At 31.2% G+C, this 25,447-nt stretch carries 24 protein-coding genes and 1 other RNA gene; 1 reads left to right on the top strand and 24 read right to left on the bottom strand.

What is annotated here, in order from left to right; all coding sequences use genetic code 11:
• Positions 1 to 210 precede the first annotated feature (210 nt).
• The 6 genes from rnpB to KDK92_RS13820 form a co-directional block, all read right to left on the bottom strand.
• An RNA gene (rnpB, locus tag KDK92_RS13845) (RNase P RNA component class A) lies at positions 211 to 551 on the bottom strand.
• A 41-nt stretch (positions 552 to 592) separates the two neighbouring features.
• Entirely contained in the window at positions 593 to 1,393 is an 801-nt protein-coding gene (locus KDK92_RS13840; RefSeq protein WP_250859898.1) for a Nif3-like dinuclear metal center hexameric protein, read from the bottom strand.
• The gene (locus tag KDK92_RS13835; RefSeq protein WP_250859897.1) at positions 1,377 to 2,072 is read right to left on the bottom strand and encodes a tRNA (adenine(22)-N(1))-methyltransferase; all 696 of its coding nucleotides are present in this window, start codon (positions 2,070 to 2,072) and stop codon (positions 1,377 to 1,379) included. Before KDK92_RS13835 ends, KDK92_RS13840 begins: the two co-directional genes overlap by 17 nt.
• Positions 2,073 to 2,139: 67 nt before the next feature.
• Positions 2,140 to 3,216: an RNA polymerase sigma factor RpoD gene (gene rpoD, locus KDK92_RS13830; RefSeq protein ID WP_250859926.1), complete on the bottom strand. Its 1,077-nt coding sequence runs from the start codon at positions 3,214 to 3,216 to the stop codon at positions 2,140 to 2,142.
• A gap of 52 nt (positions 3,217 to 3,268) precedes the next feature.
• Complete coding sequence (dnaG, locus tag KDK92_RS13825; protein WP_250859925.1) at positions 3,269 to 5,035, bottom strand: DNA primase; 1,767 nt, start codon at positions 5,033 to 5,035, stop codon at positions 3,269 to 3,271.
• 193 nt (positions 5,036 to 5,228) lie between these two features.
• Positions 5,229 to 6,254: a deoxyguanosinetriphosphate triphosphohydrolase gene (locus KDK92_RS13820; RefSeq protein ID WP_250859896.1), complete on the bottom strand. Its 1,026-nt coding sequence runs from the start codon at positions 6,252 to 6,254 to the stop codon at positions 5,229 to 5,231.
• A gap of 179 nt (positions 6,255 to 6,433) precedes the next feature.
• On the opposite strand from KDK92_RS13820, the gene KDK92_RS13815 reads away from it, so the two are divergent.
• Positions 6,434 to 7,534: a CotS family spore coat protein gene (locus KDK92_RS13815; protein ID WP_250859895.1), complete on the top strand. Its 1,101-nt coding sequence runs from the start codon at positions 6,434 to 6,436 to the stop codon at positions 7,532 to 7,534.
• A gap of 300 nt (positions 7,535 to 7,834) precedes the next feature.
• Here KDK92_RS13815 and KDK92_RS13810 read toward each other — a convergent pair whose 3' ends face one another.
• The 18 genes from KDK92_RS13810 to prmA all read right to left on the bottom strand — a co-directional run bounded on the left by KDK92_RS13810 (position 7,835) and on the right by prmA (position 25,219).
• Positions 7,835 to 8,224, bottom strand: a complete 390-nt coding sequence (locus KDK92_RS13810) for a VOC family protein (protein WP_250859894.1) — start codon at positions 8,222 to 8,224, stop codon at positions 7,835 to 7,837.
• A gap of 358 nt (positions 8,225 to 8,582) precedes the next feature.
• A complete protein-coding gene (gene ppdK, locus KDK92_RS13805; protein WP_250859893.1) occupies positions 8,583 to 11,207 on the bottom strand; it encodes a pyruvate, phosphate dikinase in 2,625 nt (874 codons plus the stop codon).
• Between the two features lie 393 nt (positions 11,208 to 11,600).
• Positions 11,601 to 12,236 (bottom strand): transcriptional regulator CcpN, encoded by a 636-nt coding sequence (gene ccpN / locus KDK92_RS13800; RefSeq protein ID WP_338115261.1) that lies wholly within the window; start codon positions 12,234 to 12,236, stop codon positions 11,601 to 11,603.
• Positions 12,237 to 12,447: 211 nt separating this feature from the next.
• The gene (locus tag KDK92_RS13795) at positions 12,448 to 13,065 is read right to left on the bottom strand and encodes a DUF4342 domain-containing protein (protein WP_250859891.1); all 618 of its coding nucleotides are present in this window, start codon (positions 13,063 to 13,065) and stop codon (positions 12,448 to 12,450) included.
• A gap of 13 nt (positions 13,066 to 13,078) precedes the next feature.
• Positions 13,079 to 13,801 carry a DNA repair protein RecO gene (recO, locus tag KDK92_RS13790; RefSeq protein WP_338115270.1) on the bottom strand — a complete coding sequence of 241 codons (723 nt, stop codon included), beginning with the start codon at positions 13,799 to 13,801 and terminating at the stop codon, positions 13,079 to 13,081.
• Positions 13,802 to 13,907: 106 nt separating this feature from the next.
• A complete protein-coding gene (era, locus tag KDK92_RS13785) occupies positions 13,908 to 14,798 on the bottom strand; it encodes a GTPase Era (protein ID WP_250859890.1) in 891 nt (296 codons plus the stop codon).
• 8 nt (positions 14,799 to 14,806) lie between these two features.
• The gene (locus KDK92_RS13780) at positions 14,807 to 15,217 is read right to left on the bottom strand and encodes a cytidine deaminase (protein ID WP_250859889.1); all 411 of its coding nucleotides are present in this window, start codon (positions 15,215 to 15,217) and stop codon (positions 14,807 to 14,809) included.
• 242 nt (positions 15,218 to 15,459) lie between these two features.
• The gene (locus tag KDK92_RS13775) at positions 15,460 to 16,164 is read right to left on the bottom strand and encodes a diacylglycerol kinase (protein ID WP_250859888.1); all 705 of its coding nucleotides are present in this window, start codon (positions 16,162 to 16,164) and stop codon (positions 15,460 to 15,462) included.
• Positions 16,165 to 16,548: 384 nt separating this feature from the next.
• A complete protein-coding gene (gene ybeY / locus KDK92_RS13770) occupies positions 16,549 to 17,052 on the bottom strand; it encodes an rRNA maturation RNase YbeY (RefSeq protein WP_250859887.1) in 504 nt (167 codons plus the stop codon).
• Positions 17,052 to 19,226, bottom strand: a complete 2,175-nt coding sequence (locus KDK92_RS13765) for an HD family phosphohydrolase (protein ID WP_250859886.1) — start codon at positions 19,224 to 19,226, stop codon at positions 17,052 to 17,054. The genes ybeY and KDK92_RS13765 overlap by 1 nt, the downstream gene beginning before the upstream one ends.
• A gap of 17 nt (positions 19,227 to 19,243) precedes the next feature.
• Positions 19,244 to 20,470, bottom strand: a complete 1,227-nt coding sequence (gene yqfD / locus KDK92_RS13760; protein ID WP_250859885.1) for a sporulation protein YqfD — start codon at positions 20,468 to 20,470, stop codon at positions 19,244 to 19,246.
• The gene (gene yqfC, locus KDK92_RS13755) at positions 20,451 to 20,720 is read right to left on the bottom strand and encodes a sporulation protein YqfC (protein WP_250859884.1); all 270 of its coding nucleotides are present in this window, start codon (positions 20,718 to 20,720) and stop codon (positions 20,451 to 20,453) included. Before yqfC ends, yqfD begins: the two co-directional genes overlap by 20 nt.
• A gap of 224 nt (positions 20,721 to 20,944) precedes the next feature.
• Complete coding sequence (locus KDK92_RS13750) at positions 20,945 to 21,391, bottom strand: GatB/YqeY domain-containing protein (protein ID WP_250859883.1); 447 nt, start codon at positions 21,389 to 21,391, stop codon at positions 20,945 to 20,947.
• A gap of 20 nt (positions 21,392 to 21,411) precedes the next feature.
• On the bottom strand, positions 21,412 to 21,588 hold the full coding sequence (gene rpsU, locus KDK92_RS13745; protein WP_250859882.1) for a 30S ribosomal protein S21: 177 nt from the start codon (positions 21,586 to 21,588) through the stop codon (positions 21,412 to 21,414).
• Positions 21,589 to 21,711: 123 nt separating this feature from the next.
• Positions 21,712 to 22,056, bottom strand: a complete 345-nt coding sequence (locus tag KDK92_RS13740) for a histidine triad nucleotide-binding protein (protein ID WP_250859881.1) — start codon at positions 22,054 to 22,056, stop codon at positions 21,712 to 21,714.
• 148 nt (positions 22,057 to 22,204) lie between these two features.
• Entirely contained in the window at positions 22,205 to 23,503 is a 1,299-nt protein-coding gene (gene mtaB / locus KDK92_RS13735) for a tRNA (N(6)-L-threonylcarbamoyladenosine(37)-C(2))-methylthiotransferase MtaB (RefSeq protein ID WP_250859880.1), read from the bottom strand.
• Positions 23,503 to 24,264, bottom strand: a complete 762-nt coding sequence (locus tag KDK92_RS13730) for a 16S rRNA (uracil(1498)-N(3))-methyltransferase (RefSeq protein ID WP_250859879.1) — start codon at positions 24,262 to 24,264, stop codon at positions 23,503 to 23,505. Before KDK92_RS13730 ends, mtaB begins: the two co-directional genes overlap by 1 nt.
• Before the next feature lie 16 nt (positions 24,265 to 24,280).
• Positions 24,281 to 25,219, bottom strand: a complete 939-nt coding sequence (gene prmA, locus KDK92_RS13725) for a 50S ribosomal protein L11 methyltransferase (protein WP_250859878.1) — start codon at positions 25,217 to 25,219, stop codon at positions 24,281 to 24,283.
• Between the last annotated feature and the right edge of the window lie 228 nt (positions 25,220 to 25,447).

The following is a 25,447-nucleotide window of genomic DNA, read 5'->3' as shown; positions in this document are numbered from 1 at the left end:
ACTTAAAGTGGCGGTTTATTTCTGTTGCACTTTCCTTAGAGTTGCCTCCACTGGGTATTACCCAGCACCCTGCCCTATGGAGCCCGGACTTTCCTCTCCTATAATATTTTATAGCAGCGATTGTCTGACTTACTCGCATTCATATAATAACACATTATTAATAATAAATCAAAATAAAAAAACACCCAATCTTGGATGTTATAACCATTTTGTGCGACCAAACCTATAAGCCGAGTTCTGTATTAGACAATCATCTATCTAGGTTTATTGTCACCAATAAACTCAAGCGATACACCCGAAGACAGGACGGGCCGTCCCATATGTCTCCCTATCGATCTTGCTCCAAGTGGGGTTTACATAGCCACATAGTCGCCTATGTGCTGGTGAGCTCTTACCTCACCGTTCCATCCTTACCACATAAAGTGGCGGTTTATTTCTGTTGCACTTTCCTTAGAGTCGCCTCCACTGGGTATTACCCAGCACCCTGCCCTATGGAGCCCGGACTTTCCTCTCCTATAATAAATTATAGCAGCGATTGTCTGGCTTACTCGCATTCATATAATAACACACTATAAATAATAAATCAAATTTATTATTTGTATTTATAAGGGTTTACACACGCCTCACTAAATATAACCTCTCCTTTAAAACCACTCATAATCAACTTTTTCTTTAACAACTCACAGTATTCCTTAAATATTTTCCACTCTATTTCAAAATGTCCACCATCAATAATACATTTCCCCATTTCATTATAATCACTTATATAATGAAATGTGGTATCCCCTGTTATTATACAGTCAGCACCTTTTTCTACAGCACTCATAATAAAATCTTCTCCACTACCATTTATTATTGCAACTCTTTTAATATTTTTATTTAAATCCCCACACACTCTCACCTTATCTATATCAAATGTTTTTTTAATACGGTCTATATATTGACCAAACACCACTGCGGAATCTAAATCAGCTATCCTACCTATCCCATGCTCTTTGTCAGAAACTTTGCTTAAAACTTCTCCCTCTTTTCCAGTTGCCAATTCACACGCAATTTTATTAAGCCCCTTAGGAGCCGAATCTAAATTGGTATGAGCTGAATATACAGCAATTTCACCCTTAATCAAGGTAAGTAATTTTTCTCCTTGCAATGTCTCACTTGTTATATTCTTTGGCTTTAGAAATAGTATTGGATGATGATTAAAAATCAAATTACACCCTTTATCTTTTGCCTCTACTATCACTGCTTTTGTGCAATCAAGAGATACTAATATATTATTTATCTCTTGATTTTTATCTCCAACCATAAGCCCAATATTATCGTAACTCTCTTTCATATACCCTGGTGCTTCTTTCATAATAATGTTGTGAAACTCATTAATTGTGAAGCTCATTTAACTTTTCCTCCAATAATTTGTTTTTATTAAGAAGATAGGCTTTCTTCCTCTGTCCATTTTCAGAATCAGTATTTATATAGGTCATCACTTTATTATTCTCATTAATTTTATGTTTAATGTATGCCATAACAGTATCCGACCCCAATCCAATTAACTCGTCGCTAATTTCATAAGATATTTCATCACTTTCCCTCTTTACACCATCGTATATCACTTTAATCATCTCATAAAATATATTATTATCTATACATAAATTTTCTTCTAATATTCTATATCCATTTTCAACTAGAAATTTCCTCAAAACCTCAGGATTTTGAGTTGGCTGAAGTATAGCTTGAGTAGTACTCTTTGCAATTTCACTACTTTTCAATAAAATATCCCTTATCAAATTGCCACCCATTCCAGCAATTACAATACAATCCACTTCTCCAATATTCAAGGTTTCAAGCCCCGAACCCAATCTACACTCAATGTTTTCATTAATATTATATTTTTCAATATTCTTTTGAGCCTTCATCAGAGGCCCTTTATTAATATCACTTGCTATAGCCCTTTTCACTTTACTTGTTTTTATAGCTTTTATAGCTAAATAACCGTGATCCGTACCTATATCAGCTAAACTTTCACATTTATCTATCATATTAATTATTTCATCAAGCCTTCTACTAATTTCCATGAATTTCTCCTTCACCTAAAGTATATTTAAATAAATTAAAGATAAAAGCACCATATAATTACGGCGCTTAATCTAAGTAATCCTTTAGTTTTTTACTTCTGCTAGGATGTCTGAGCTTTCTAAGAGCCTTTGCTTCGATCTGTCTTATTCTCTCTCTAGTAACACTAAATTCTTTTCCTACTTCTTCTAAAGTTCTCGCTCTACCATCATCTAATCCAAACCTAAGTTTTAATACCTTTTCTTCACGAGGAGTTAATGTATCTAAAACATTAATTAATTGTTCTTTTAACATTGTAAATGCAGCAGCTTCCGATGGAGCTGGCGCCTGTTCATCTTCAATAAAGTCACCTAAATGACTATCCTCTTCTTCACCAATAGGAGTTTCTAAAGAAACTGGTTCTTGGGCGATTTTCATTATTTCCCTTACCTTCTCAACAGGTAGTTCCATCACTTCAGCTATCTCATCTGGTAATGGTTCTCTTCCTAACTCCTGTAATAATTGTCTTGATACCCTTATAAGTTTATTAATAGTTTCAACCATGTGAACAGGTATCCTAATAGTTCTTGCTTGGTCAGCAATTGCTCTTGTTATCGCCTGTCTTATCCACCATGTCGCATAAGTACTAAACTTATACCCTTTTCTATAATCAAATTTCTCTACTGCTTTAATAAGCCCGAGATTCCCCTCTTGAATTAAATCAAGGAACATCATACCTCTACCAACATATCTTTTAGCTATACTAACAACTAGCCTTAAGTTAGCTTCAGCTAATTTCTGCTTAGAGTAATAATCCCCTTCTTCAATCTTCATAGCAAGCGAAACTTCATCTTCAGATGATAATAATGGTACTTTTCCAATTTCTTTAAGATACATTCTCACAGGATCATCAATAGCAATCCCCTCTGGTACACTCAAAACACTACCTTTTTTTTCTTTAGCGGTTTCTTGAACCTCTTCTTTCTTATCCTTTTTTACCGGTTTTATTTCTCCTACAACCTCTATATTCAACCCTTCAAGCGTTTCATAGATTTTTTCAATCTGTTCAGGAGTTATTTCAACATCCTCCAACTCATCCATTATCTCCTGGTACGTTAAACTACCTTTTTTTCTACCTTTATCTATTAAATCTTTGACCAACTTCATTTTTTCTTTTTTATTCTTCACGGTAGTTTTGGCCTCCTTTCATTCGTAAAAATTATATCAATTCATCAATTCCTCTAATCTCCATAGCTATTTTTATGCATTTATCAATATCCCCATTTTTTTCACTTTCTTTAAGCTCTTCAATTAGTTTGTTTTTTCTTTCAATAAAGTTATGCTGCTTTATTTCTTTTATACAATTTTCAATAAATACTTTTCTTTCGTCATCAACCATTTCTATATCTATTTCATTTATTCTTATAAGTTCACTAATAACATCTACGTTTTCAGTTTTACCTTCTATATATTCCACTTTATTTTCTATGTTATTTTCATGTAGTTCATCCAATAACTCTATTAAGGAAATATGAATATCAACATTAAACTCTTCTTTATTAATTTTTTCCATTATTTCATAATAAAATTCTTTTTTTAGCATTAAATTTATCAAACTTTTTTCTGCCTTTAAATAAGCAGGCTCTAAATATAAGTTTTGACTATTTTTCCCATTTTCATTCCTTATATTTTTATTTTTATTTTCAAATCTTAACACATTATTAATTTCATCATAAAACCTCTGCTCACTTATGCCTGTTTTATGCGAAATCTTTTTCACATAAATCTCCTGTTCTATTGGAGAAGCTTTTGAAAGTATTTTAGCTGTAGCTTTAAGGAATTTCAACTTACCATCTTGAGTTTTTAAGTTATACTTATCCCCCTCCATTATTATTCTATACTCTATTAATGACCATGCATTATCTAGCAATAATTGAAATTCTTCTGTCGAATGCTTTATTAAAAATTCATCTGGATCTTTTCCATCCGGAATTCTTAGTATCTTTATTTCAAATCCAATTTCTTTTAGAATTTCAATACTTCTAGCAGCAGCTTTTTTACCAGCCTCGTCACTATCAAAGCATAAAATCACAACATCCACATAACGTTTTAGAAGTTTTGCTTGTTCTGTAGTAAAAGCAGTCCCTAAAGAGGCCGCTACATTTGTAATACCACTTTGTTGAATTGAAAGAAAATCCATGTATCCTTCAACAATGACAATCTTCCGCTCTCTTATGGCTTTACCCTTTATAGCAAAATTAAGTCCGTATAAATTAGTACCTTTCTTAAAAAGTAATGTTTCAGGACTATTTAAATACTTAGGAAGTGAATCATCTAAAACCCTTCCACCAAACCCTATTACATTTCCCTTAACATCAAACACAGGAAATATGATTCTATTTCTAAATTTATCATAATACGTGCCTTTTTCGCTTTTTGATATAAGCCCCGCTTCTAATAAATCTAACTCTGAAAATCCTTTCCCTTTCATAGCATTAAGAAGATTATTCCAGCTATCATTTGAAAATCCTAGTCCAAACTTTTTTAAAGTTTTTTCATTTATTCCTCTGTTTATAAAATACTTTTGTGCATTAGTATTTTTTCTGAGATTATAATAAAATAATCTAGCAGCTTCAGTATTGAGTTTATACAACCGCTTCTTTTTTTCATAATTCACATCTTTATCTTTTCGGAATTCTTTAATCTCAATACCTACTCTATCAGCTAAATAGTTACAAGCTTCTGGAAATGAACGATTTTTTGTTTTCATTATATACGTAATAACATTTCCAGCTTCTCCACATCCAAAACATTTATAGATTTGTTTTTCTCGTGACACAGTAAACGATGGTGTCTTTTCTCCATGAAAAGGACACAACCCTTTATAGTTTGTTCCCCCCCTCTGAAGTTTAACATCATCTGAAATAACATCAACTATGTCATTTTCTTCTTTAATTCGTAATATAATATCTTCTGATATCAAAATTAATCACCCTACTTTTATTTCTTAATAGAGCACAGACTTAATATCTATTCGACATAATATGCAAAGAATCCTCTTTTTTTATAATTATTTTTATAAAAAGTTCCTCGAATAGAATATTAAAAATTTCATTGCTATATTACTATTCTTTATTTTTTCTCAATTTCCTTCAATTTATTGTATTATTTTTAATTTGTTAAAAGATAACATACTTAGGGACATAAATTTTATTAAACAGATGTATACAATAATCATCACTCATACCTGCTATATAATCTACTACTCCACGTTCGATTCCTTCTCTCGTGGAAATTCCCCTATAGAATTCAGGCATTTCTTCTAAATTATTAATGAAATATTTAAAAACTTGTTTAATAACAAATTTTGCTTGTTCCCTCTCTCTCTTTAAAATATCCCCTCTATATACATTCTTAAACATAAAGCTTCTTAATTCGTGCAGAGCATCTTGTACCTCAATACTCATATCAACCTTTTTGATTTCTTCTTTTATATTCCTCCCAGTTATATCTATAACATCTTTAACCAAACAATCTATTCTATCACCATGCTTCTTACCTAAAACTTTTATAGCATTTATTGGTAATGCTTCTTCATCTAGCAACCCTGCTCTTACCGAATCATCGATATCATGATTAACATATGCAATTTTATCCGATATCTTTACAATCTGCCCCTCAAGGGTTTCACTTTTAAATCCCCCTCTACTCAACCCACTATGATGTAATATTCCATCCAACACCTCGTGTGTCAAATTTAATCCACGTCCGTGGTTTTCAATTTTCTTTAAAACTCTGATACTATTTATATTATGTTCAAATCCATCACTTAGAAGTTCATTCAATACCTCTTCACCATTATGCGCAAATGGAACATGCCCAATATCGTGCCCCAAGGCTATGGCTTCAATTAAATCACAATTCAACATTAATGCTTTTCCAATTGTTCTTGCGATTTGTGAGACTTCAAGAGTATGAGTTAATCTTGTTCGATAATGATCACTATCCGTTTTTATATAAACCTGTGTTTTATGCTTCAGCCTTCTGAAAGATTTCGAATGAATAATTCTATCCCTATCAACCATATATGCAGTCCTCAACGAGCACTGTTCCTCCTCCTTTTCCCGTCCTTTACTTTCAAGTGAAAACGCTGCTAAGTCGCACAATATAGTTTTTTCTTGATTCTCAAGATATTCTCTAATCATAAAATCACCACTTCTCTATATATTATTTCACAATTCTTTTCATTCCATATATACTTTTATTCTATCCTTAAATAGCAATTCCTTTTCATTATATATAAAAAAATAAAAACCCTCATATTACTAGCATTATTCTAATATGCTTAAATAGATACTAATTTCATTATCATTGAGGTGTTACTATGTCTAAGAAAGTTTCAGATAGAAATTCTAAATTATTATCAGAAGAAAATGTACGTTTAAATATATTGCCCTATTATGGATTAGATAATTACAATATTGAACAAATTAAATTTAAAGATTCTGAAAAACAGAGAGCTGTTTATAAAGTCTCCAAAAATAATAACCAAGAGTATTGTTTAAAAAAAGTATATTATGGTATTGGTGAGTTATTATTTACATATTCAGCAGTGGAATGGTGGAATAAAAAAGGAGTTAATGTGCCCATTTTTATTCCAACAGTTTCTGGGGGACGATTTATATCTTATGAAAATATGTTATTCATACTCACCCCATGGATTAAAGGAACTAAGTTAAACTATGATAATCTAGATTCTTTCATAGAATCGGGAAACAATTTATCTTTTATGCACAAAGTTGGTCATAATTTCACTTCAATTACTGGTAGTACATTGAAGCACCAAAGTAGTAACCCTCTTAAATCCATAACCAAAAGACACTTAACCCTAATTAACTACTTTAATTCCGCTCTACTTTTAGAAGATAATTTTTCCAAGCTATACGTTAAGTTATTTGATAAAATATTACAATTAAGCTCCATGGCATATAAAATTTCCTCTACTATCAATTATTCCAATCTGACAATTTCCCTTTGTCATATGGATTATGTTAACAAAAACATAATATTTGACAATAATAATCAAATTTGGGTTATAGATTTTGATAATTGCAAGTTAACTCCTGTTGCTAATGATATTTGTCACTCATTAAGAAGGTATCTTAAAAGAAGCTCAACCTTATGGAATTATAACACCGCTCGCTTATGGCTTGAAATATATAATAGAACTAATCCATTAAACTATGATGATATAAAATTAATTTATATGTCTTTAATTTTCCCTCAAAAAATTTGGAAATTGACTCGTGATTATTATAAGAACTATAAAAAGTGTAATAAGAATGCATTTTCACATCTCCTTGAACAATCATTAGCTACAATCGATACAAAAATCGCTTTTGCATTGAACTTCGAACTTGACCTCGAACACATGGTTAGTGAATTTAATAACTCACCAAAATTTTATTGTTCATTTGAAGAGTAAGAATAAACATACTTAAAAGAAGTTGAGAATGGTGAGTGGAGATTTGAAAACGATGGAGGCTTCTGACAGGAGTCAGAAGCTACATTTCTATTTGTCTTTAGGACAATAGCTTTTTACTGATTTTATCTATGGGAAAAATATTGTATTTTTTTAATATTTACTAATTACAAGACCACTTTTCTATATAAGAATATATAAACTTAATCAAAAACATTTTACTACTTAATTAATAAAACTCTTTTACAGTGTAACAGTTAATTTCTTTATTCAATGCATTAAATAAGAATAATGTACACAGAATCACTCATTAGACGAAACAATTTCAATAAGATTACCTTCTGGGTCAGCAACATAGGCTTCTCGCAAGCCATATGGCTTGGTGTCAGGTTTACTAACAGGTTTTGCACCTGCTTTTATTAATCGTTCATACTCCATATCCACATCTTCATATTTTGAAACCCCAAAGGATATCTCCATAGTACCATTTAATCCTTTTGGATAAGAAATTGGTATTGATGATAAGTTTCCCCTTTCACCTCTTGTGCATAAATTAAAGAAAAACCCGTCTTCTGTTATAAATCCAACAAAACCATCCATATCAATATTTTGTTTCATATTCATTACATCCCTATAGAATTTAACCATTACATCTAAGTTTTCTACAAAGAAACCTATCGCTCCTAATTTCATTTTAACTCCTCCTCTAATATATATTATCAGCGCCTCACAATATTTTACTATTATGTTATAACTATGAATTCCCTTTACCGCGTAATAAAAATTTTATGATTCTGATGATTTTATTTAAATATATAAAATATCTATATTACTTTCCAATATTTAATATTAATACATATATATTGTCTCTTTTATTTTACACAACACATCTTTGTATTAAACTACAATGTTTTATTCCAAATGAAACGAGTAACCCCCTCTATTGTCCAAGGAACAATAAGATGTAGTTTTTGCGTAAGCAGAAACCTCCCTCGTTGTCCACTTTCAACTCTCAATAAAAAAAGCATGCGAATGCATGCTTTTTTATGTCTTATCTTTTATTCTTTATTTGCGCGTGTGCAGCTGCTAATCTTGCAATCGGAACTCTATATGGAGAACAAGAAACATAATCAAGTCCAACATTATGACAGAATTCTATTGATGATGGATTTCCACCATGTTCACCACAGATACCTAGTTTTATATCAGGTCTAGTAATTCTTCCTAATTCAGCTGCCATTTTAACCAATTTTCCTACACCAGTTTGATCTAATCTAGCAAATGGATCGCTCTCATAGATAGTTGTATCATAATAATATGGTAAGAATTTACCAGCATCATCTCTTGAGAAACCAAATGTCATCTGCGTTAAATCATTAGTACCAAATGAGAAAAATTCTGCTTCCTTAGCAACTTCATCAGCTGTTAATGCAGCTCTTGGAATCTCAATCATAGTACCAACTTTATATTTTAAATCCGCGTCTTCTCTTGCTATAATAGCATCAGCAGTCTTAGTAATAATTTCTTTAACAAATGCTAACTCTTTTCTTTCTCCGATTAATGGAACCATGATCTCTGGAATAATATCATATCCTTTATTCTTCTTAACTTTTAGAGCTGCCTCAATTATAGCTGTAGTTTGCATTTCAGCTATTTCTGGATAAGATACTGCTAATCTACATCCTCTATGCCCCATCATTGGGTTGAACTCTTGAAGAGATTCAACAGTTTCTTTTAACTCTTCAAAGCTTAATCCCATCTCAGTTGCTAATTCTTTAATATCCTCATCTTCGTGAGGTAAGAACTCATGTAATGGTGGATCAAGAAGTCTTATTGTAGCAGGTCTTCCCTCTAACGCTTCGTAAATCCCTATAAAATCACCTTTCTGCATTGGAAGTAATTTATCTAAAGCAACTCTTCTTTGCTCTTCACTCTTAGCAACAATCATTTCTCTTACAGCAAAAATTCTTTCTTCTTCAAAGAACATATGTTCAGTTCTACATAATCCAATACCTTCTGCTCCAAATTTAACAGCCTGCACTGTATCTCTTGGGTTATCTGCATTAGTTCTAACTTTAAGAGCTCTAACTTCATCAGCCCATGCCATAAAAGTACCAAAGTCTCCACCTATTTCTGGTTCAACCGTTTTTATAGCTTCTCCATATACATTTCCTGTAGAACCATCAAGTGATATTGAATCACCCTTATTAAATGTTTTTCCACCTAATGAGAATACTCCGTCTTCCTCATCAATTTTAATATCACCACATCCTGATACACAACAAGTACCCATTCCTCTAGCTACAACAGCTGCATGAGAAGTCATTCCTCCTCTAACTGTTAAGATACCTTCTGCTGCTACCATTCCTTCAATATCTTCTGGAGTAGTTTCAAGTCTAACTAATACTACATTAGTTCCTTGAGCTTTCATTTCTTTAGCTTCTTCAGCTGAGAAAACTACTTTACCACATGCTGCACCTGGTGAAGCTGGAAGTCCTTTTCCAATAGGATTAGCTTTATTTAATTCTTCCACATCAAAGTTAGGATGTAATAATGAATCTAATTGCTTTGGTTCAACCTTTAAGATTGCTTCTTCTGTAGTCAATAACCCTTCTGCAACTAAATCAACAGCAATTTTAAGTGCTGCTTGAGCAGTTCTCTTACCATTTCTAGTTTGAAGGAAATAAAGCTTTCCTTGTTCTATTGTGAACTCCATATCTTGCATATCTTTATAATGATTCTCTAATTTATTTGTAATTTCTAAGAATTGCTTGTAAACTTCAGGATTATCATTTTCTAACTGACTTATTGGATTAGGAGTTCTAATACCAGCAACAACATCTTCTCCTTGAGCATTCATCAAATATTCACCATACATCATTTTTTCACCTGTTGATGGATTTCTTGTGAATGCAACTCCAGTACCTGAAGTATCTCCCATATTACCAAATGCCATCCTTTGAACATTAACTGCTGTTCCCCATTCAGATGGAATTTCATTTAATCTTCTATATACAATAGCTCTTGGATTATCCCATGATCTAAATACCGCTGTAACAGCTTCTAACAATTGAACTTTAGGATCTTGTGGGAATTCTTCACCTTTTGCTTCTTTGTAGTAATTCTTAAACATTACAGTGATTTCCTTTAAATCCTCTGCTGTTAACTCTGTATCAAGCTCCAAATCTTTAGCTTCTTTTACTTCATCAAGTATTCTTTCAAACTTACTCTTTTCAATTCCCATAACAACATCTGAGAACATTTGAATAAATCTTCTATAACAATCATATGCAAATCTTGGGTTTTCAGTTAATGCTGCAAATCCTTCAACAGCTTCATCATTTAATCCCAAGTTAAGAACTGTATCCATCATACCTGGCATTGAAACTCTAGCACCAGATCTAACTGATAATAATAATGGATCTTTTTTATCTCCAAACTTCTTACCAGTGATTTTTTCTACTTCTAAAAGTGCATTATTGATTTGCTCAATAATCTCATTTGAAAATGTTTTCCCATCTTCATAATACTTGTTGCAAGCATCGGTTGAAACTGTAAATCCTTCTGGTACTGGTACTCCAAGCTTTGTCATTTCAGCTAAGTTAGCACCTTTACCCCCTAAGAGATTTTTCATACTCTTATCTGCTTCGCTGAAAAGGTATACGTATTTCTTCATTCTTTCCACTCCTTCTTGTTATGCTCTTTTTGTCTAAATATATGTTAAATAATTATCAGCAGTTTTATGTATAAATATAAATTGAGTAGAGCGTAAACTTTGGGAAACTCTATTCAATTCTTTTTAATTGAATATTTTAAATTGATATATACTTCTAATTTTTCTGTAAATTCAAACTATTCTTTTGTGCTTTTAATTATTCTTGAGCTGATACCATTTTAACAAAATTTTATAATAAATTCAATGATATTCCATATTTTTTCTCAAATACATAAAAAAATTGGCGTTACAATGTTGATTTCTTATAATTCTTTTTGATTTCCTAAAAAATAAAAAAAGAGTTAAAACGATAGGCTATCTTGTTTTTAGACACCTATCATTAAAACTCTCTCATTATTTTTTTTCACATAAATCAATTAATATCTTTGTAATATTAGTTTTCGATATTTTCCCTATAACCCGAAATCCATCACTATCAGATGAATTATCAATTACAGGCAAACTATCAATTTCATGTTCAATTATTTTTTTGGCAGCTTCATAAACACTCTGTTCTTTGGTTGTATATACAATATTAGGCATTCTTGTCATAATAATCCCTAATGGAATCTTATGTAGATCAGAACCACCCATGGCAGTTTTTAAAAAATCTTTTCTTGAAACTGCTCCTACGAGTTTACCATCATTTTCAACATAAAGTGTTCCAGTATCATTTAAGAAAAGTGTAACAATGCCATCATATACCCACTCATCCTCATTAAGTAAAATAGCCTTTGTCATAACCTTTTCAACCTTAGTTTCGTTTAAATAGTCATACAACATAGAATAAGAGGGTTTATTCGCATAGATGTATCCAACCTTAGGTTTGGCGTCTAAGATTCCACTCATTGTCAATATTGCTAAATCAGGTCTAAGTGTAGCTCTTGTAACTTTAAGTTTTGATGCGATCTGCTCACTTGTTATGGGTTGATTTTCTTTTACCAGTTCTATAATTTGCTCTTGCCTAGATGTTAACCTCATTTTCTTCACCCTCTTCATCATTAATCAAAAATTCATATGATTTTAATATTTATAATATATTATATCATGGTTAACATAGTTTTTTCACTCTTTTTAAAGGTTTTTACATAATATATTGCATTATTTTCTATAATAGTGCTATTATATCCCCGTATAATCACACATTAATAAAAAAAAGAGCAGCTAAGCTGCTCTTTTATGTTATTAATGTTAATTTTTCTTATTTTTCCTCATTAATGGAATCTTTTTCTTCACTCTCTGTTACTTCTTCTGGTAAGCTAATTTCAATTTCTTCATCATTAACTTCTTCATCTTTCATTTCTTCACAATGACACTCACATTTATTTTTCATAAATTTTTCTTTCATTTCTTCTGCAGTCTCATTCACTTTATTTGCAATATCATCAGTAACATTTTTAATAATAGTGTTAACAACTTCAACGCTACCATCATTCTTTGTTATTTCAATAGTAACCGATGAAATTATTGCAGTAAATATACCAGCTGCAGCTAATAATGGAGAGATCAATGTAAACATTCCTACTGCTAAACCAGCATTAACTGGAAGGTCTACAAGAGTTCTATCATCTTTTTTTATCTTTATTCTAGTAACATTACCTTTTCTGATAGTCTCTTTTATCCAGTCTTTAAACTCTTCCGCTGTAGCAGTAAATTCCGATATAACATTTTTCTTTTCTTTTTTTGAACGATTCTCAATGTATATTAGTGATTCTACCACATCACCGTCACAAAGAATTAAAATATCTCTACTTTCAGCGTAAGATATACCCGTTCTTTCTCTAATTAAATCAATTTTCTCTAGAGTAATTTCTGCCATTTAATTCACTCCTTTATAAAAAATTTAGCATATCTAAACTCTTAGGCCTTCTACAACAGATTTCATTTAAATATACATTTGTTATGAAACCAATTTCTTTTTTAGCTTCGGGTAATGCATTTATTCTATAGATTTTTTCTATAGGAAAGTTGACTAAAGCTCTAAGAGTTGTATAACAAATTAATGATACTTCTTTAAAGGAATTATTACACTCTTTACATACAAAGCTAAAATTTCTATTGTTAAAATAAATTTTATTATTAAAGCTAGAACCACATTCACTACATTTCTCAATATTAACATGATACCCCATAGAGCTAATTAACTTTACCTCAAAACTTCTTATCAACAACTCAATATCTCCAACAGAATTTTTAATCAAATAAAGAGCTTTAATAGCATTCTCAAAAACCTTAAAATTCTTTTCATTCTCTGGGATTGATAAGTTTATAAGTTCGCAAATATATGAAGAATATGCTATTGTTTCAAAATCCCTTAATAAATCCTGAAAAGAATCAATTATTATTCCTTCATTTAAAAAATATGCGCTTTTCCCTTTATATATACTGTAGTTTGCAAAACACAATCCCTGAATTAGGCTAGTGATCTTACTATTTTTTTTTCTAGCACCACGAGCGATAACGCTAATCTTACCAAGCTTTTCTGTATACATCCAAACAATTTTATCATTCTCTTTTATATCAAATGAGTTTAAAACTATCCCTCTACTGTTAATTATGCTCAGAAAATCATCCCCTGTTGAATATATTATAAACCTTAATTAAATAAAATTCTCAAATTTTCTGTGAATTTACTGTAAATTTTACCACACTCATTTAATTTTACCTATCTTTGTATCCTAATTCCTTAAGTAAGAATGGACTATCTCTCCATTCCTCTTTAACTTTAACCCATATTCTAAGATAAACTTTAGTATCAAGAAACTTTTCAATATCTTGTCTTGCATATGTAGATATTCGCTTAAGCATTGCACCATTCTTACCGATGATAATCCCTTTATGGCTGCTCTTTTCACATAACATATTAGCTTCAATCTTATATGTTCCTTTTTCATTTGTCTTCATAGAAAGAATTTCAACAGCTATACCATGTGGCACTTCTTGCTCTAAAAGTCTAAGTGCTTTTTCTCTGATTATTTCCATAACAATAAAACGTTCTTGTCTATCAGTTATCATATCTTCTGGATAATATCTAGGACCCTCTGGCATATATTTAATCATTAAATTCAACAATGTATCAACATTATTGCCATTGATAGCTGAAATTGGCACAATCTCTTTAAACGTAAAAGCCTCTGAATAGGCAGTTATCGTTTCAGCAATTTCTTCTGGAGTAGATTTATCAGTCTTATTTATAAGTAAAAATACAGGTACATTCTTATCTTTTATATTATCAAGAATAAACTGATCACCTTTACCAACTTTGCTTTGTGGCTCTGTTATAAAAACTAATAAATCAACTTCTCCAACTGACTCACTTGCCATTTTAACCATTTCAGCACCAAGTTTGTTTTTTGGCTTGTGAAGTCCAGGCGTGTCAACAAATACTAACTGCGCTTCGTCACCTTTATTATATATTGACATAATATTATTTCTAGTAGTCTGTGGTTTATTAGAAACAATACTTAATTTTTCCCCAATTATACGATTAGTCAATGTAGACTTCCCCACATTTGGTCTTCCAATTATACTTACGAATCCAGATTTAAACATGTATCCTCCTAAATTTCCTTATTTTTATCAAGATCTTCCTTTGTAAACGTTCCAGGTAGTATCTCTTCTAATGTTTTAACAATATATTCTTCTTCATTCTTTACAATAATAACTGTAAGATCTTTACTTCCAAATTCACTCATAACCTGTCTACAAATCCCACATGGATATGTATATTCTTTATCACTTCCAATAAGAGCTATGGCTTTAATCTTTGTATGTCCCTCACTTACTGCTTTAAAAATAGCAGTTCTCTCAGCACAGTTAGTAGCTCCAAAAGATGCGTTTTCAATGTTACATCCGCAAAATACTTTATCATCTTCAGTAAGAACTGCAGCCCCTACTTTAAAATTGGAATAAGGCGCATAAGCTCCTTCTTTTGCTCTTATAGCTTCCAATACTAGGTTCTTGTAATCCATATTATTCCTCCTAAATATCTACTTTCTATTATAGTGTGTTATCATTATATCATTAATGATTATCTTTTCAACCATTTTTTATACTAAGGTGTGTCAATTTCTATAATAAGACGCGCCTATTCCTATACTTAGGTGCGGCGTTTCCTATACTAAGGTGAGCTATTCCTATTATAATGTGAAGCGATTCCTATACTAATGTGAGGCTATTCCTATTATAAGGTGTATATCTTTTTAACTATTTTCTAAACTAGAGTTAGAACACCCAACATAACAATTGTAATAAGAATGCCCAAAACGCCGCCTACAGCGACCTCTATCACACTATGAATACCACTTTCCACTCTACATTCTGCAACGATAATTGCTAATATATAACTTAGGACAATAACTGCAACTACACCACTATATAGACTTATTATAGTTGCAATTCCAAAAGCTATTGTACTATGTCCACTTGGCATCCCTCCTTGCATAGGTGTTCCTCTACCTATACAAACCTTTAATATTATTATAATGATACCCAAAGAAACTATTATTAATGTGAGAATATATAATTGATTTCCAACAAGTTTTTCCAATGAAAGTCTATCATATTCAAGAATAGCATTTCCAAATATCAGAATCCCAATTATCGCAGAAATAAAAGCAGTGACTAATACCCCTCCTGCAGCAATATCTTTTGCAGCTTTTATGTACACTTTAAACTCTCCAGATATACCATCACATAACTTTTCAATTGCAGTATTAATTAATTCCCCACCTAATACCATACCTATACAAAGAAGTGTTATTAAAAATTCAACCTTAGTTATTTGAAATACAATCCCCAGAATAATTACTAAGATTGATACAACAGTATGCACTTTAAAATTTCTTTCATTCAGGAAAGCCCACCTTATCCCCTTTATTGCATAGTTAAAGCTCTCCAAAAGATTCCTACTCTTCATAATTACCCCCTTATAACATATCTATTAAGATAAAAAAGTATACAATTCCTTAAATAAACGTTGCTAATGAAGAACCATTTAAAGAAGTTGAGAATGGAGAGTTGAGAGTTGAGAACGTAGGATGTTTTTGCTTCTCAAAAACTACATTTTATTGTTCTTTAGGACAAGAGATTTTCACTCATTTTATCTACGATAAAATATTGTATTTCAGTTACAATGTTTCATCCTAAATGAAACCAATTAAATCCATTATCCGAGGAACAATACAATTAAAATTTCTCGAAGAGAAATGTCCATCGTTCTCCACTCTCCACTTTCAACTCTCAACTATGTTTTTAACTTCCTAAAGAATGAAACCCCAGAAACCTGTGGTTCATTCTGGGGTTATTCTCTAGGAATGTTTAGCGCTTCTAGCAGCTCTTCTTCTCTTTTTCTCATCTTTTTCTTGTCATCTTCATTCATATGATCATAACCCAATAGATGCAAAACTGAATGTATTACCAAATATGCACTTTCCCTCTTAAAAGAATGTTCATATTCTTCACTCTGCTCCTTGCATTTATCAAGAGATAATACAATATCACCTAAAACAAGTGCATCTCCATCAAAATAACTAGCATCAAATGAATTAATATCATATAATTCTTTAAAAACTTTCCCCTCTTCATACTCTATGCACGGGAATGATAAAACATCCGTGGCTTTATCAATTCCTCTATTATCTTTATTTATGTTTCTTATCTCTTCATTGTGAACTAAAGTAACACTTACTTCGTACTCAAAGTCAACTTCTTCTTCCCTAAGTGCAAATTCAATAGCACTTTCAATGGTATTAAGTATTTCATCTTGCATTTTAAATTTCTCGTAATTATTCTCTATGTATATCATTACTTTAAATTTTCTCCTTTTTCATTAGTCTTATTATTAACCAATTTGGGGTATTCTATTCTTTGATGGTAAATTCCACCTAGCCCCTTAAGAAAAGCTTCCTTAATCTTCGTTAAGTCTTTTAGTGTAAGGTCACAATTATCTAATTGGCCATCATCAAGTCTACCTTTAATTATATTAGAAACCATTTCTTCAATTTTTTCTTTTGTTGGATTATTTATTGATCTTACTGCTGCTTCAACTCCATCAGCAAGCATAACTATCCCAGCTTCTTTGCTACTAGGAATTGGCCCAGGATATCTAAAATCTTCTTCTTTTACCTCTTCTGGATTCTCACTAGTATTTTTCATTGTTATGTAAAAATACTTTACCAAAGATACACCATGATGTTGTTCAATTATATCTTTGATAGCCATTGGGAGCTTATACTCTTTGGCCAAATCAACTCCATCCTTAACATGAGATGTAATTATTAATGTACTAAGGTTAGGTGTAATATTATCATGTGGATTTTCTCCTCTCTGATTCTCTTTGAAAAAATAAGGTCTCTTGATTTTTCCAATATCATGATAAAAAGCCCCTACTCTAGCTATAATTGAGTTTGCCCCAACTGCTTGCGCTGCCATTTCACTTAAATTCCCCACCAATACACTATGATTATATGTTCCTGGAGATTCCATCAACAATTTCTTTAATAATGGATGATTGGGATTAGATAATTCTAAAAGTTTAACATTGGTTACAATATCAAATATACTCTCTAAGAATGGCAAAAACCCAATGCTCAAAATACCAGCAATAAGTGCTCCTATAAAAACAAACAAACAATTAGTTAAGATTGTTATAAGATTAATATTTTGATTTATTAGTTGCATACTCCCAATGAGAAATGAATTTATTATACCAATCAAAAAAGCAGTAAAAAGTATATCATTTCTCTGTTCCATATTTTTTAACAACGTGGCTCCTAACACCGCATTAATTACAACCAATATACTCATGGAAATATCCAATCCAGCTGCGGTTATAATAAATGCACTGTTAATAACACTTATAGTAATAGCTATATTATGTTTTATCAAGAGCGCTAACAACATAGGCGCGAACGCCACAGGAATAATAAAGGGCGAAATCAATTCAATACTTCTACATAAAACTAAAGATATAATATTTATTGAACTTATTAAAATTAGAAGTTTATTTTTTGAAAATACTTCTTTCTCAAATCTGTAAATATATATCCACTGCGTAGCAATTATTATAATCACCATAATAGCTATGCTAATGTATGAAAGACTTCCATTCCCACCACTACCACTCAGAAGATTTAGCTGTTTTAAAATCGCTATTTGAGCCTCTGTAATAACATCTCCATCTTCAATAATAAATTGCCCTTTTCTCACAATAATTGGTTCAACATTTTCTCTAGCTTGTTGCCTTAAAAGTTCTGTCTTTTCCGCATCATATACGAGATTAGCTCTAACTGACAAATATGATATTGATTTTCCCAATTCTTTTACAGCCTTAGGAAAAGTTGATTTATTGAAATATGATTCAATATTTCTCTCTGCATTCACAAGATCATCAGGTTTAATCATAGTTTTACCACTCTGTTCATCCTTAATCTCATTAATGTTTGCTGTATCATATAAATTATTCATCACATCAATTATAAACAACCTAAGGTCATTAGTCCCCTTTGGAGTAAGGTTTAGTAACAATGTAAAATCCTCATCAGATAATTTTATCTGTGAAATACTTTTTAGAATTTGAAGTTTTTTATTTAATAACTCTTCTTCTAATACACCTTTATTCTGTTCTAATTTCTGAACTTCCAATTCATCTAGTTTTGTATCTCTATTAACCTCAATAACCTTCAAAAAAAGTTGATCAACACTTTGCCTTGTTTCTTCTTTAACATTGTCTCTATAAGAAGTAAAATCTTTCACCTCAGCAGCTGTTTTTTTTCTTTTCTCTTCTGTAGTTATTTCATCAACAACGTCAAATGGAGCCTTAATACTCACATCCGATATACTTCCTACCCTTAAGTTATATTTTTGAGGTCCAAGTGACGTTAATAACACCAAGAAAGTAGCAATAAATGTCATTAAAAGAATTACCCCTTTTTTCGTGTTATCTTTATTTAATAAATTTTTCAAAAATGATTTACTCATTCTTTTCCCACCCTACATCATAAGTTTTGTTTAAGCCATCTTTCCTCTTCTATTCTTCTCTTTTCTTTCAAAATAGTTATAATTTCATTTAATTGAGATTCTTCAAAAGTTTTTGATGCAGCTATATCCTCCTCAACTATTACAACAACCCATACTTTATATCCTTCTTCTAATTCTTCATACTGCTTTAGTGTCTCCACTTTTTTACTGTTTTTGTATAGGTATTTATCAATATCTTCTTCCATGCTAAACTGTATATCCTCAATATACTTCTCTATGTTATCTATCTTTTTAGTTTTTTTCTGAGTTTCATAATATGTAATTTTCTTAATTGTACCATCGTTATCTATTATTTTATCATAGTTTTTGAACTTTTTTAAATTATTTATTAGATAAATTTTCTTATTAAAAAGCGTGAAATACATTTGAACAGCTTTTTCCCCAGTTCTAATTGTAATTTCTTGCTCTTTCTTTACAATTTCACTTCTCTCATAGAAGGTTTTCGCAATGACACTACCTTGAGCATGAACCAAATATTCTTTCCCTTCTTTACCTTGTACAGCAGTTATAAGCATATCTCCTTTTTTTACAACATCTCCTTGTTCCACTACAATCTCGCCCTCTGCCGAGTATATCTTGGATATAACACCATCTTTAGCCGCTACAATACTACAAGGCTCTCTTTCCTCAAAGGGTCTTAAAAGTTCTTCTCTTTCCTTTAAATGCACTATCAATTTCCCACCAATCACCTGAGCATCTACCCATTCAATTCCCTCATTACTTTCTCTAACAATTTTTTCAACATACTTAAGATTTACACTCTCTTTCTTAATACCCTTATACACATTATTTTCCTTAAGTATTTCTTTTATTTCAAATGGAGATATATATTTTTCACTAACTATATCAATTTCCCATATCACCGAATTTAAAACCCTAATAGTCAATAGAAAAAAAACAAATCCTATAACAAATGTTATCCTCCCCTTATAGTTATCAATTATCTTCCCAATACCGCGCCTCCATATTATCTCAACTTTACAATTAAAAGATATAGCCCTATTCTTTACATGAGATATTTCTTTCTCATCAACAGTTAAAATCAAACAATTGAATTCACTTTTCCTTACTTTTATAAATTTTACACCATCTTTAATCAGCGAATTCATGAACCCCTCTAAATTATATCCATAAACCTTGACCTTAATTTTCCCTTTATTAACGTTATTCTTTATCTTCAACATATCTAATCCCCTTAAATGTTCCATTCAACACAATCGTCAAGGAACTAATATATTTTATTTCAAGATCTTTCCCATCAACTCTTATTATTCCAACAGAGCTGTTAAATTCAATTCTAGTATCACTTAAATACTTAATTCCTTTATGATTTTCAATCATAATTTCTTCAAGACCTTTGATAATAATATTAGGTATCGATGTTACTGCTTCCTTGGGTATATTTAGGGCTTCTATAACTTTATTTTTATTCAAATTACTCATTCCTCCCATATAATGTTTCATAATAACTTTATGAGATATGGAATGAATAAATTACAAATGAATGATAAAATCAAAAAAATAAAGAACAAAGAATAAATATGGTTGATATTCTACTAAAGCAAAACATCCATATCTATTCTTTGTTCTCTTTTCTCTGTTCTTTTATTTAAAGGGTTTTTATACAAAATAAAAAAGACTCAGTAAAACTGAGTCTATTATCTGTTTAAAACTTCTCTAACAATTTCATTTACAAGCTTACCATCTGCTTTTCCCTTTACTTGTGGAATTACCGCACTCATAAGCTTACCCATGTCTTTCATGCTATTTGCTCCTATTTGGTCTGCTACACTACTAACTATCCTTAAAATTTCTTCTTCAGTCAACTGCTTTGGAAGGTACTGAAATAAGATTTCAATCTCATCTTCAGCTTTTTTGATCAAATCATCTCTGTTTCCTTTTTTGAATTCCACAATAGAATCGCGTCTCATCTTTACTTCTTTAGCTATAATTTCCATAGCAGTTTGGTCATCAGCTTCGCCTTGACCACTCTTTTCAAAATTTAATATAGCTGCCCTAATATCGCTTAAAACATTAGCAGTAAATCTGTCTCTTGCCTTCATGGATTTTTTCCAATCAGCTAAAAGACTTTCTTTCAAAGACATCAAATACCTTCTTTCAATGACTATTTTTTCTTTCTTCTTCTTGCAGCTTCTGATTTTTTCTTTCTTTTAACACTTGGTTTTTCGTAGTGCTCTCTTTTTCTTACCTCACCTAAAATACCGGATTTGGCACACTCTCTCTTAAATCTCTTAAGAGCGCTTTCTAGAGTTTCATTTTCTCTTACTTTCACTTCAGACATAATATCCCTCCCTCCGCTAGCCTTTTTAATAATATAACAGATAATAGGGAATACATAGCACGTCATATATTATATAATATTGTTAAGCTAACGTCAATACAATTTTTTAGTTTCCCTAGTATTTTATCCTGGTGGCCATTGCAATTCGCGCCCGCCCAATAAATGGTAATGAATATGAAAAACCGTCTGCCCTGCTTCAATACCACAGTTAGTCACAATTCTATATCCAGATTCATCAATACCAAACTTCGCTGCAATTTCTTTCGCTTTTAAAAATATATGAGAAACCACTTGGACGTTTTCCTCATTAATGTCATTAATCATACTTATATGTTCTTTAGGAATAATAAGAACATGTACTGGAGCTTCAGGATTAATATCATTGAAGGCTAGAATTTTATCATCTTCATAAACTTTTTCACATGGAATCTCTCCATTAATAATTTTACAAAATATGCATTCGTTCAAAATCTCACCTCCTTAATCCTTTTATTATTATATTCTATTTTGAAGAAAATCTTCCTTCTTTTCAAAAAGTTTTTTTAAAAAAGAAAATTGCTCAAAGAAATAGATAATTGAAAATGTATAATGGTTTCTCCATTATACATTTTCAATTTTATTTCAAACCTTCTCCAATAAGCGTGTTATCTTCAACACCAGAAATTTTCACTTCTTCTATGGAGCCATTAATATCTTTTACACTTTCAGCATTTACTTTTAAATAATTTTCTGTATACCCAGTATATACACCATCACCAATTTCTTCTTCAAATAATACCTTCGAAGTAGTTCCTATGAATTTTTCCATAAACAATCTTTCATTTTCTTCATTTAACTCTATAAGTCTTGCACTTCTTTCAGCTGAAACTTTTCCATCTACCTGATTATCCATTTTAGCTGCTCTTGTGCCAGTTCTTGGTGAAAATCTAAAAACATGAGTCTTAGCTAGTTTTAGATTTTTAAGAAACTCATATGTCTTCTCAAATTCTTCATTAGTTTCACCTGGGAACCCTACAATAATGTCTGTGGTTATAGCAACCATTGGCATTACTTCTCTTAATTTTTCAACACACAACTTATAATTTTCAGCAGTATATTTCCTATTCATTCTCTTCAAGGTTTCATTACACCCACTCTGAAGTGACAAATGGAAATGAGGGCACATCTTATTAACCTTATCTAATCTATTTATGATATCATCTGTAAAGAAAGTAGGGTCGATAGAACCTATTCTGATTCTCTCAATTCCTTGAATTTTATCAATATCTTCTACTATTGTCATTAAATCTACATCTTCTTTTAGATCTACCCCATAAGATGCTGTGTGAATACCTGATAATATTATTTCTTTGAATCCGTTTTTACTTAACTCTCTTGCTTCCTCTAGAATTAACTCTCTATCTTTACTACACACAGCTCCTCTTGCATATGGAATTAAGCAGTAAGAGCAGAAATTATTACACCCATCTTGTATTTTAAGAAAAGCTCTAGTCTTATCATTATACTCTTCTATTTTTAACTTTTCGAATTGTTTATTTTTAAGTACATCATTAACAACTACGAATTGTTTATTCTCATCAATCACTCTGTTAACCCAGTACAATATCTCACTCTTATTCCTTGTTCCAAGGACAATATCAACGCCATCAATTTCCTTAACTTCTTCTGATGCCACTTGAGAATAACATCCAACAACAGCTACTATAGCCTTCTCATTCTTTCTTTTTGCCCTTCTAATAAGCTGTCTGGATTTCTTGTCACCAGTATTTGTCACAGTACATGTGTTTATTACATACACATCTGCAAATTCATCATAATCTACAACCTGGAATCCATCTTTTTTAAATATCTCAAGCATAGCTTCAGATTCATAAACATTAACCCTGCATCCCAATGTTGTAATAGCTACTTTCATTATAAAATTCCTCCTAAATCTCCTAATTCATACATAATAATACTTAAAGCTGTAAAACCAGCCGTCTCGGTTCTTAATATTCTTTTGCCAAGAGTAACAATTTTACATCCCTCTTCAGAAAGTTTATTTATCTCATCTTCTTCATATCCACCTTCTGGTCCTATTATTATTGCAACCTTCTCAATGTTTTCTAAAGAATTACTTTCTCTTAAGTCCTTAAATACCCCTTTAAGTCCAAAATTTTCTTTATTTTCATAAGGAACAACTACAAGGTCATACCCTACTATACTCTCTAATAATTCTGAGAATTCCTTAGGTTCATTAATAACAGGTATAAGAGTTCTCTTACTCTGTTTACATGCCTCTAGAGTAATTCTTCTCCATCTCTCTAGTTTCTTATCCCAATTTCCTTTTTCAACAACAACTCTCTCAGTCATGATAGGTGTAACACTATTAATACCTAATTCAGTACATTTTTGACAAATTAAATCCATCTTTGTACTCTTTGGCATGCCTTGAAACAAATCAACCTGCACAGGGCTTTCGTTGTTAATTTCAAGTTCCTCAATGACACTTGCTAAGACCTGTTTTTTATTTACTTCTGTAAGCTCACATAGAAACTCTTGGCCAATAAGATTATTTACAACTACCTTGTCGCCAACCTTTAATCTTAACACCTTAAAAATATGTTTGACGTCTTCGCCTTCTATCTCAATCACATTATCAATTATATCTTTATTGTCTACAAAAAACTTGTGCATATCAACTATTACTCCTTTATTTCGCTATAATAGAACACCATTCTCCATCTATAATTATATCAACTATGTCAAATCCACATTTTTCTAGCTTATTCTTTACCTCATCAGCTCTAACAACAAGTATTCCAGAAGAAATAAATACTCCTTCATCCTTCATAAATGCTCTAACTTGTTCTCCCAGTATCATAACTATATCAGCCATTATATTGGCAACTACAATATCAGCCTTTCCCTTAACAACTTCCATAAGGTTACCATATAAAATTTCCACATTATCGATTTTATTCAAACTAACATTTTTCTTTGCTGATTCCACTGCAATTTCATCTAGATCCACACCTATAGCCTTTTTAGCTCCTAATTTACTTGCTGCAATAGATAGTATTCCTGAACCTGTTCCAATATCAAATACAGTACTATCTTCATCTACATACTTCTCTAGACCCCTTAAGCACAATCTGGTAGTTTCATGAGTCCCAGTTCCAAATGCCATCCCTGGATCCATCTCAAGAACAAGCTCATCATTCTTAGGTGTATATTCCTCCCACTGAGGTTTCACTACTATTCTATCACTTATCTTTGTAGGCTTATAATATTTCTTCCAAGTGTTCTCCCAATCTTCTTGGTTAACTTTCTCACTTAAAACTTTACCTCTTCCAATATCAAATCCATAATTCTTTAACCCTTCAACACCTTTAGTTATATATTCTAAATGCTTAGGGAAATTTTCATCATCCTCAAAATATCCCTTTATTATAGCTGAATCTTCCATATCTAAAAGTGAATCTTCAAAATAATCATAACTAGTTGCAGTCTTATTAGCTTTTATTTCTTTTATCTCTTCAACATCCATTATAGAAACTCCCTGTAATCCACAAGAGTAAAATAATCCACTCACAGGTTCAACCGCTTCTGAAGATGTAAGTACAGTAATCTCTATCCATTCTTTATTCATATGTAACACTCCTAATCATATCTAATTATCTAAAGTATCTCTAAGTATTATAAATCATATTCAGTATTAAGCCAAGAAAAAGAACCCTTATTAAAAAACAATTAACAGAGAACAGAGAACAAAGAAGAAATATTGTAGATATTCTTCATTCTTCAGAATATCTATATTTAGGTATATTTTAATACTTTTACTTAGAATAATCTCTCCCTACTTGAATATATCCTCACT

The sequence above is a fragment of the Oceanirhabdus seepicola genome, assembly GCF_023684385.1.
Taxonomy (GTDB): domain Bacteria; phylum Bacillota; class Clostridia; order Clostridiales; family Clostridiaceae; genus Oceanirhabdus; species Oceanirhabdus seepicola.
The sequence above is the reverse complement of the archived record's forward strand: the minus strand, read 5'-3'. Positions and strand labels throughout refer to the sequence as shown.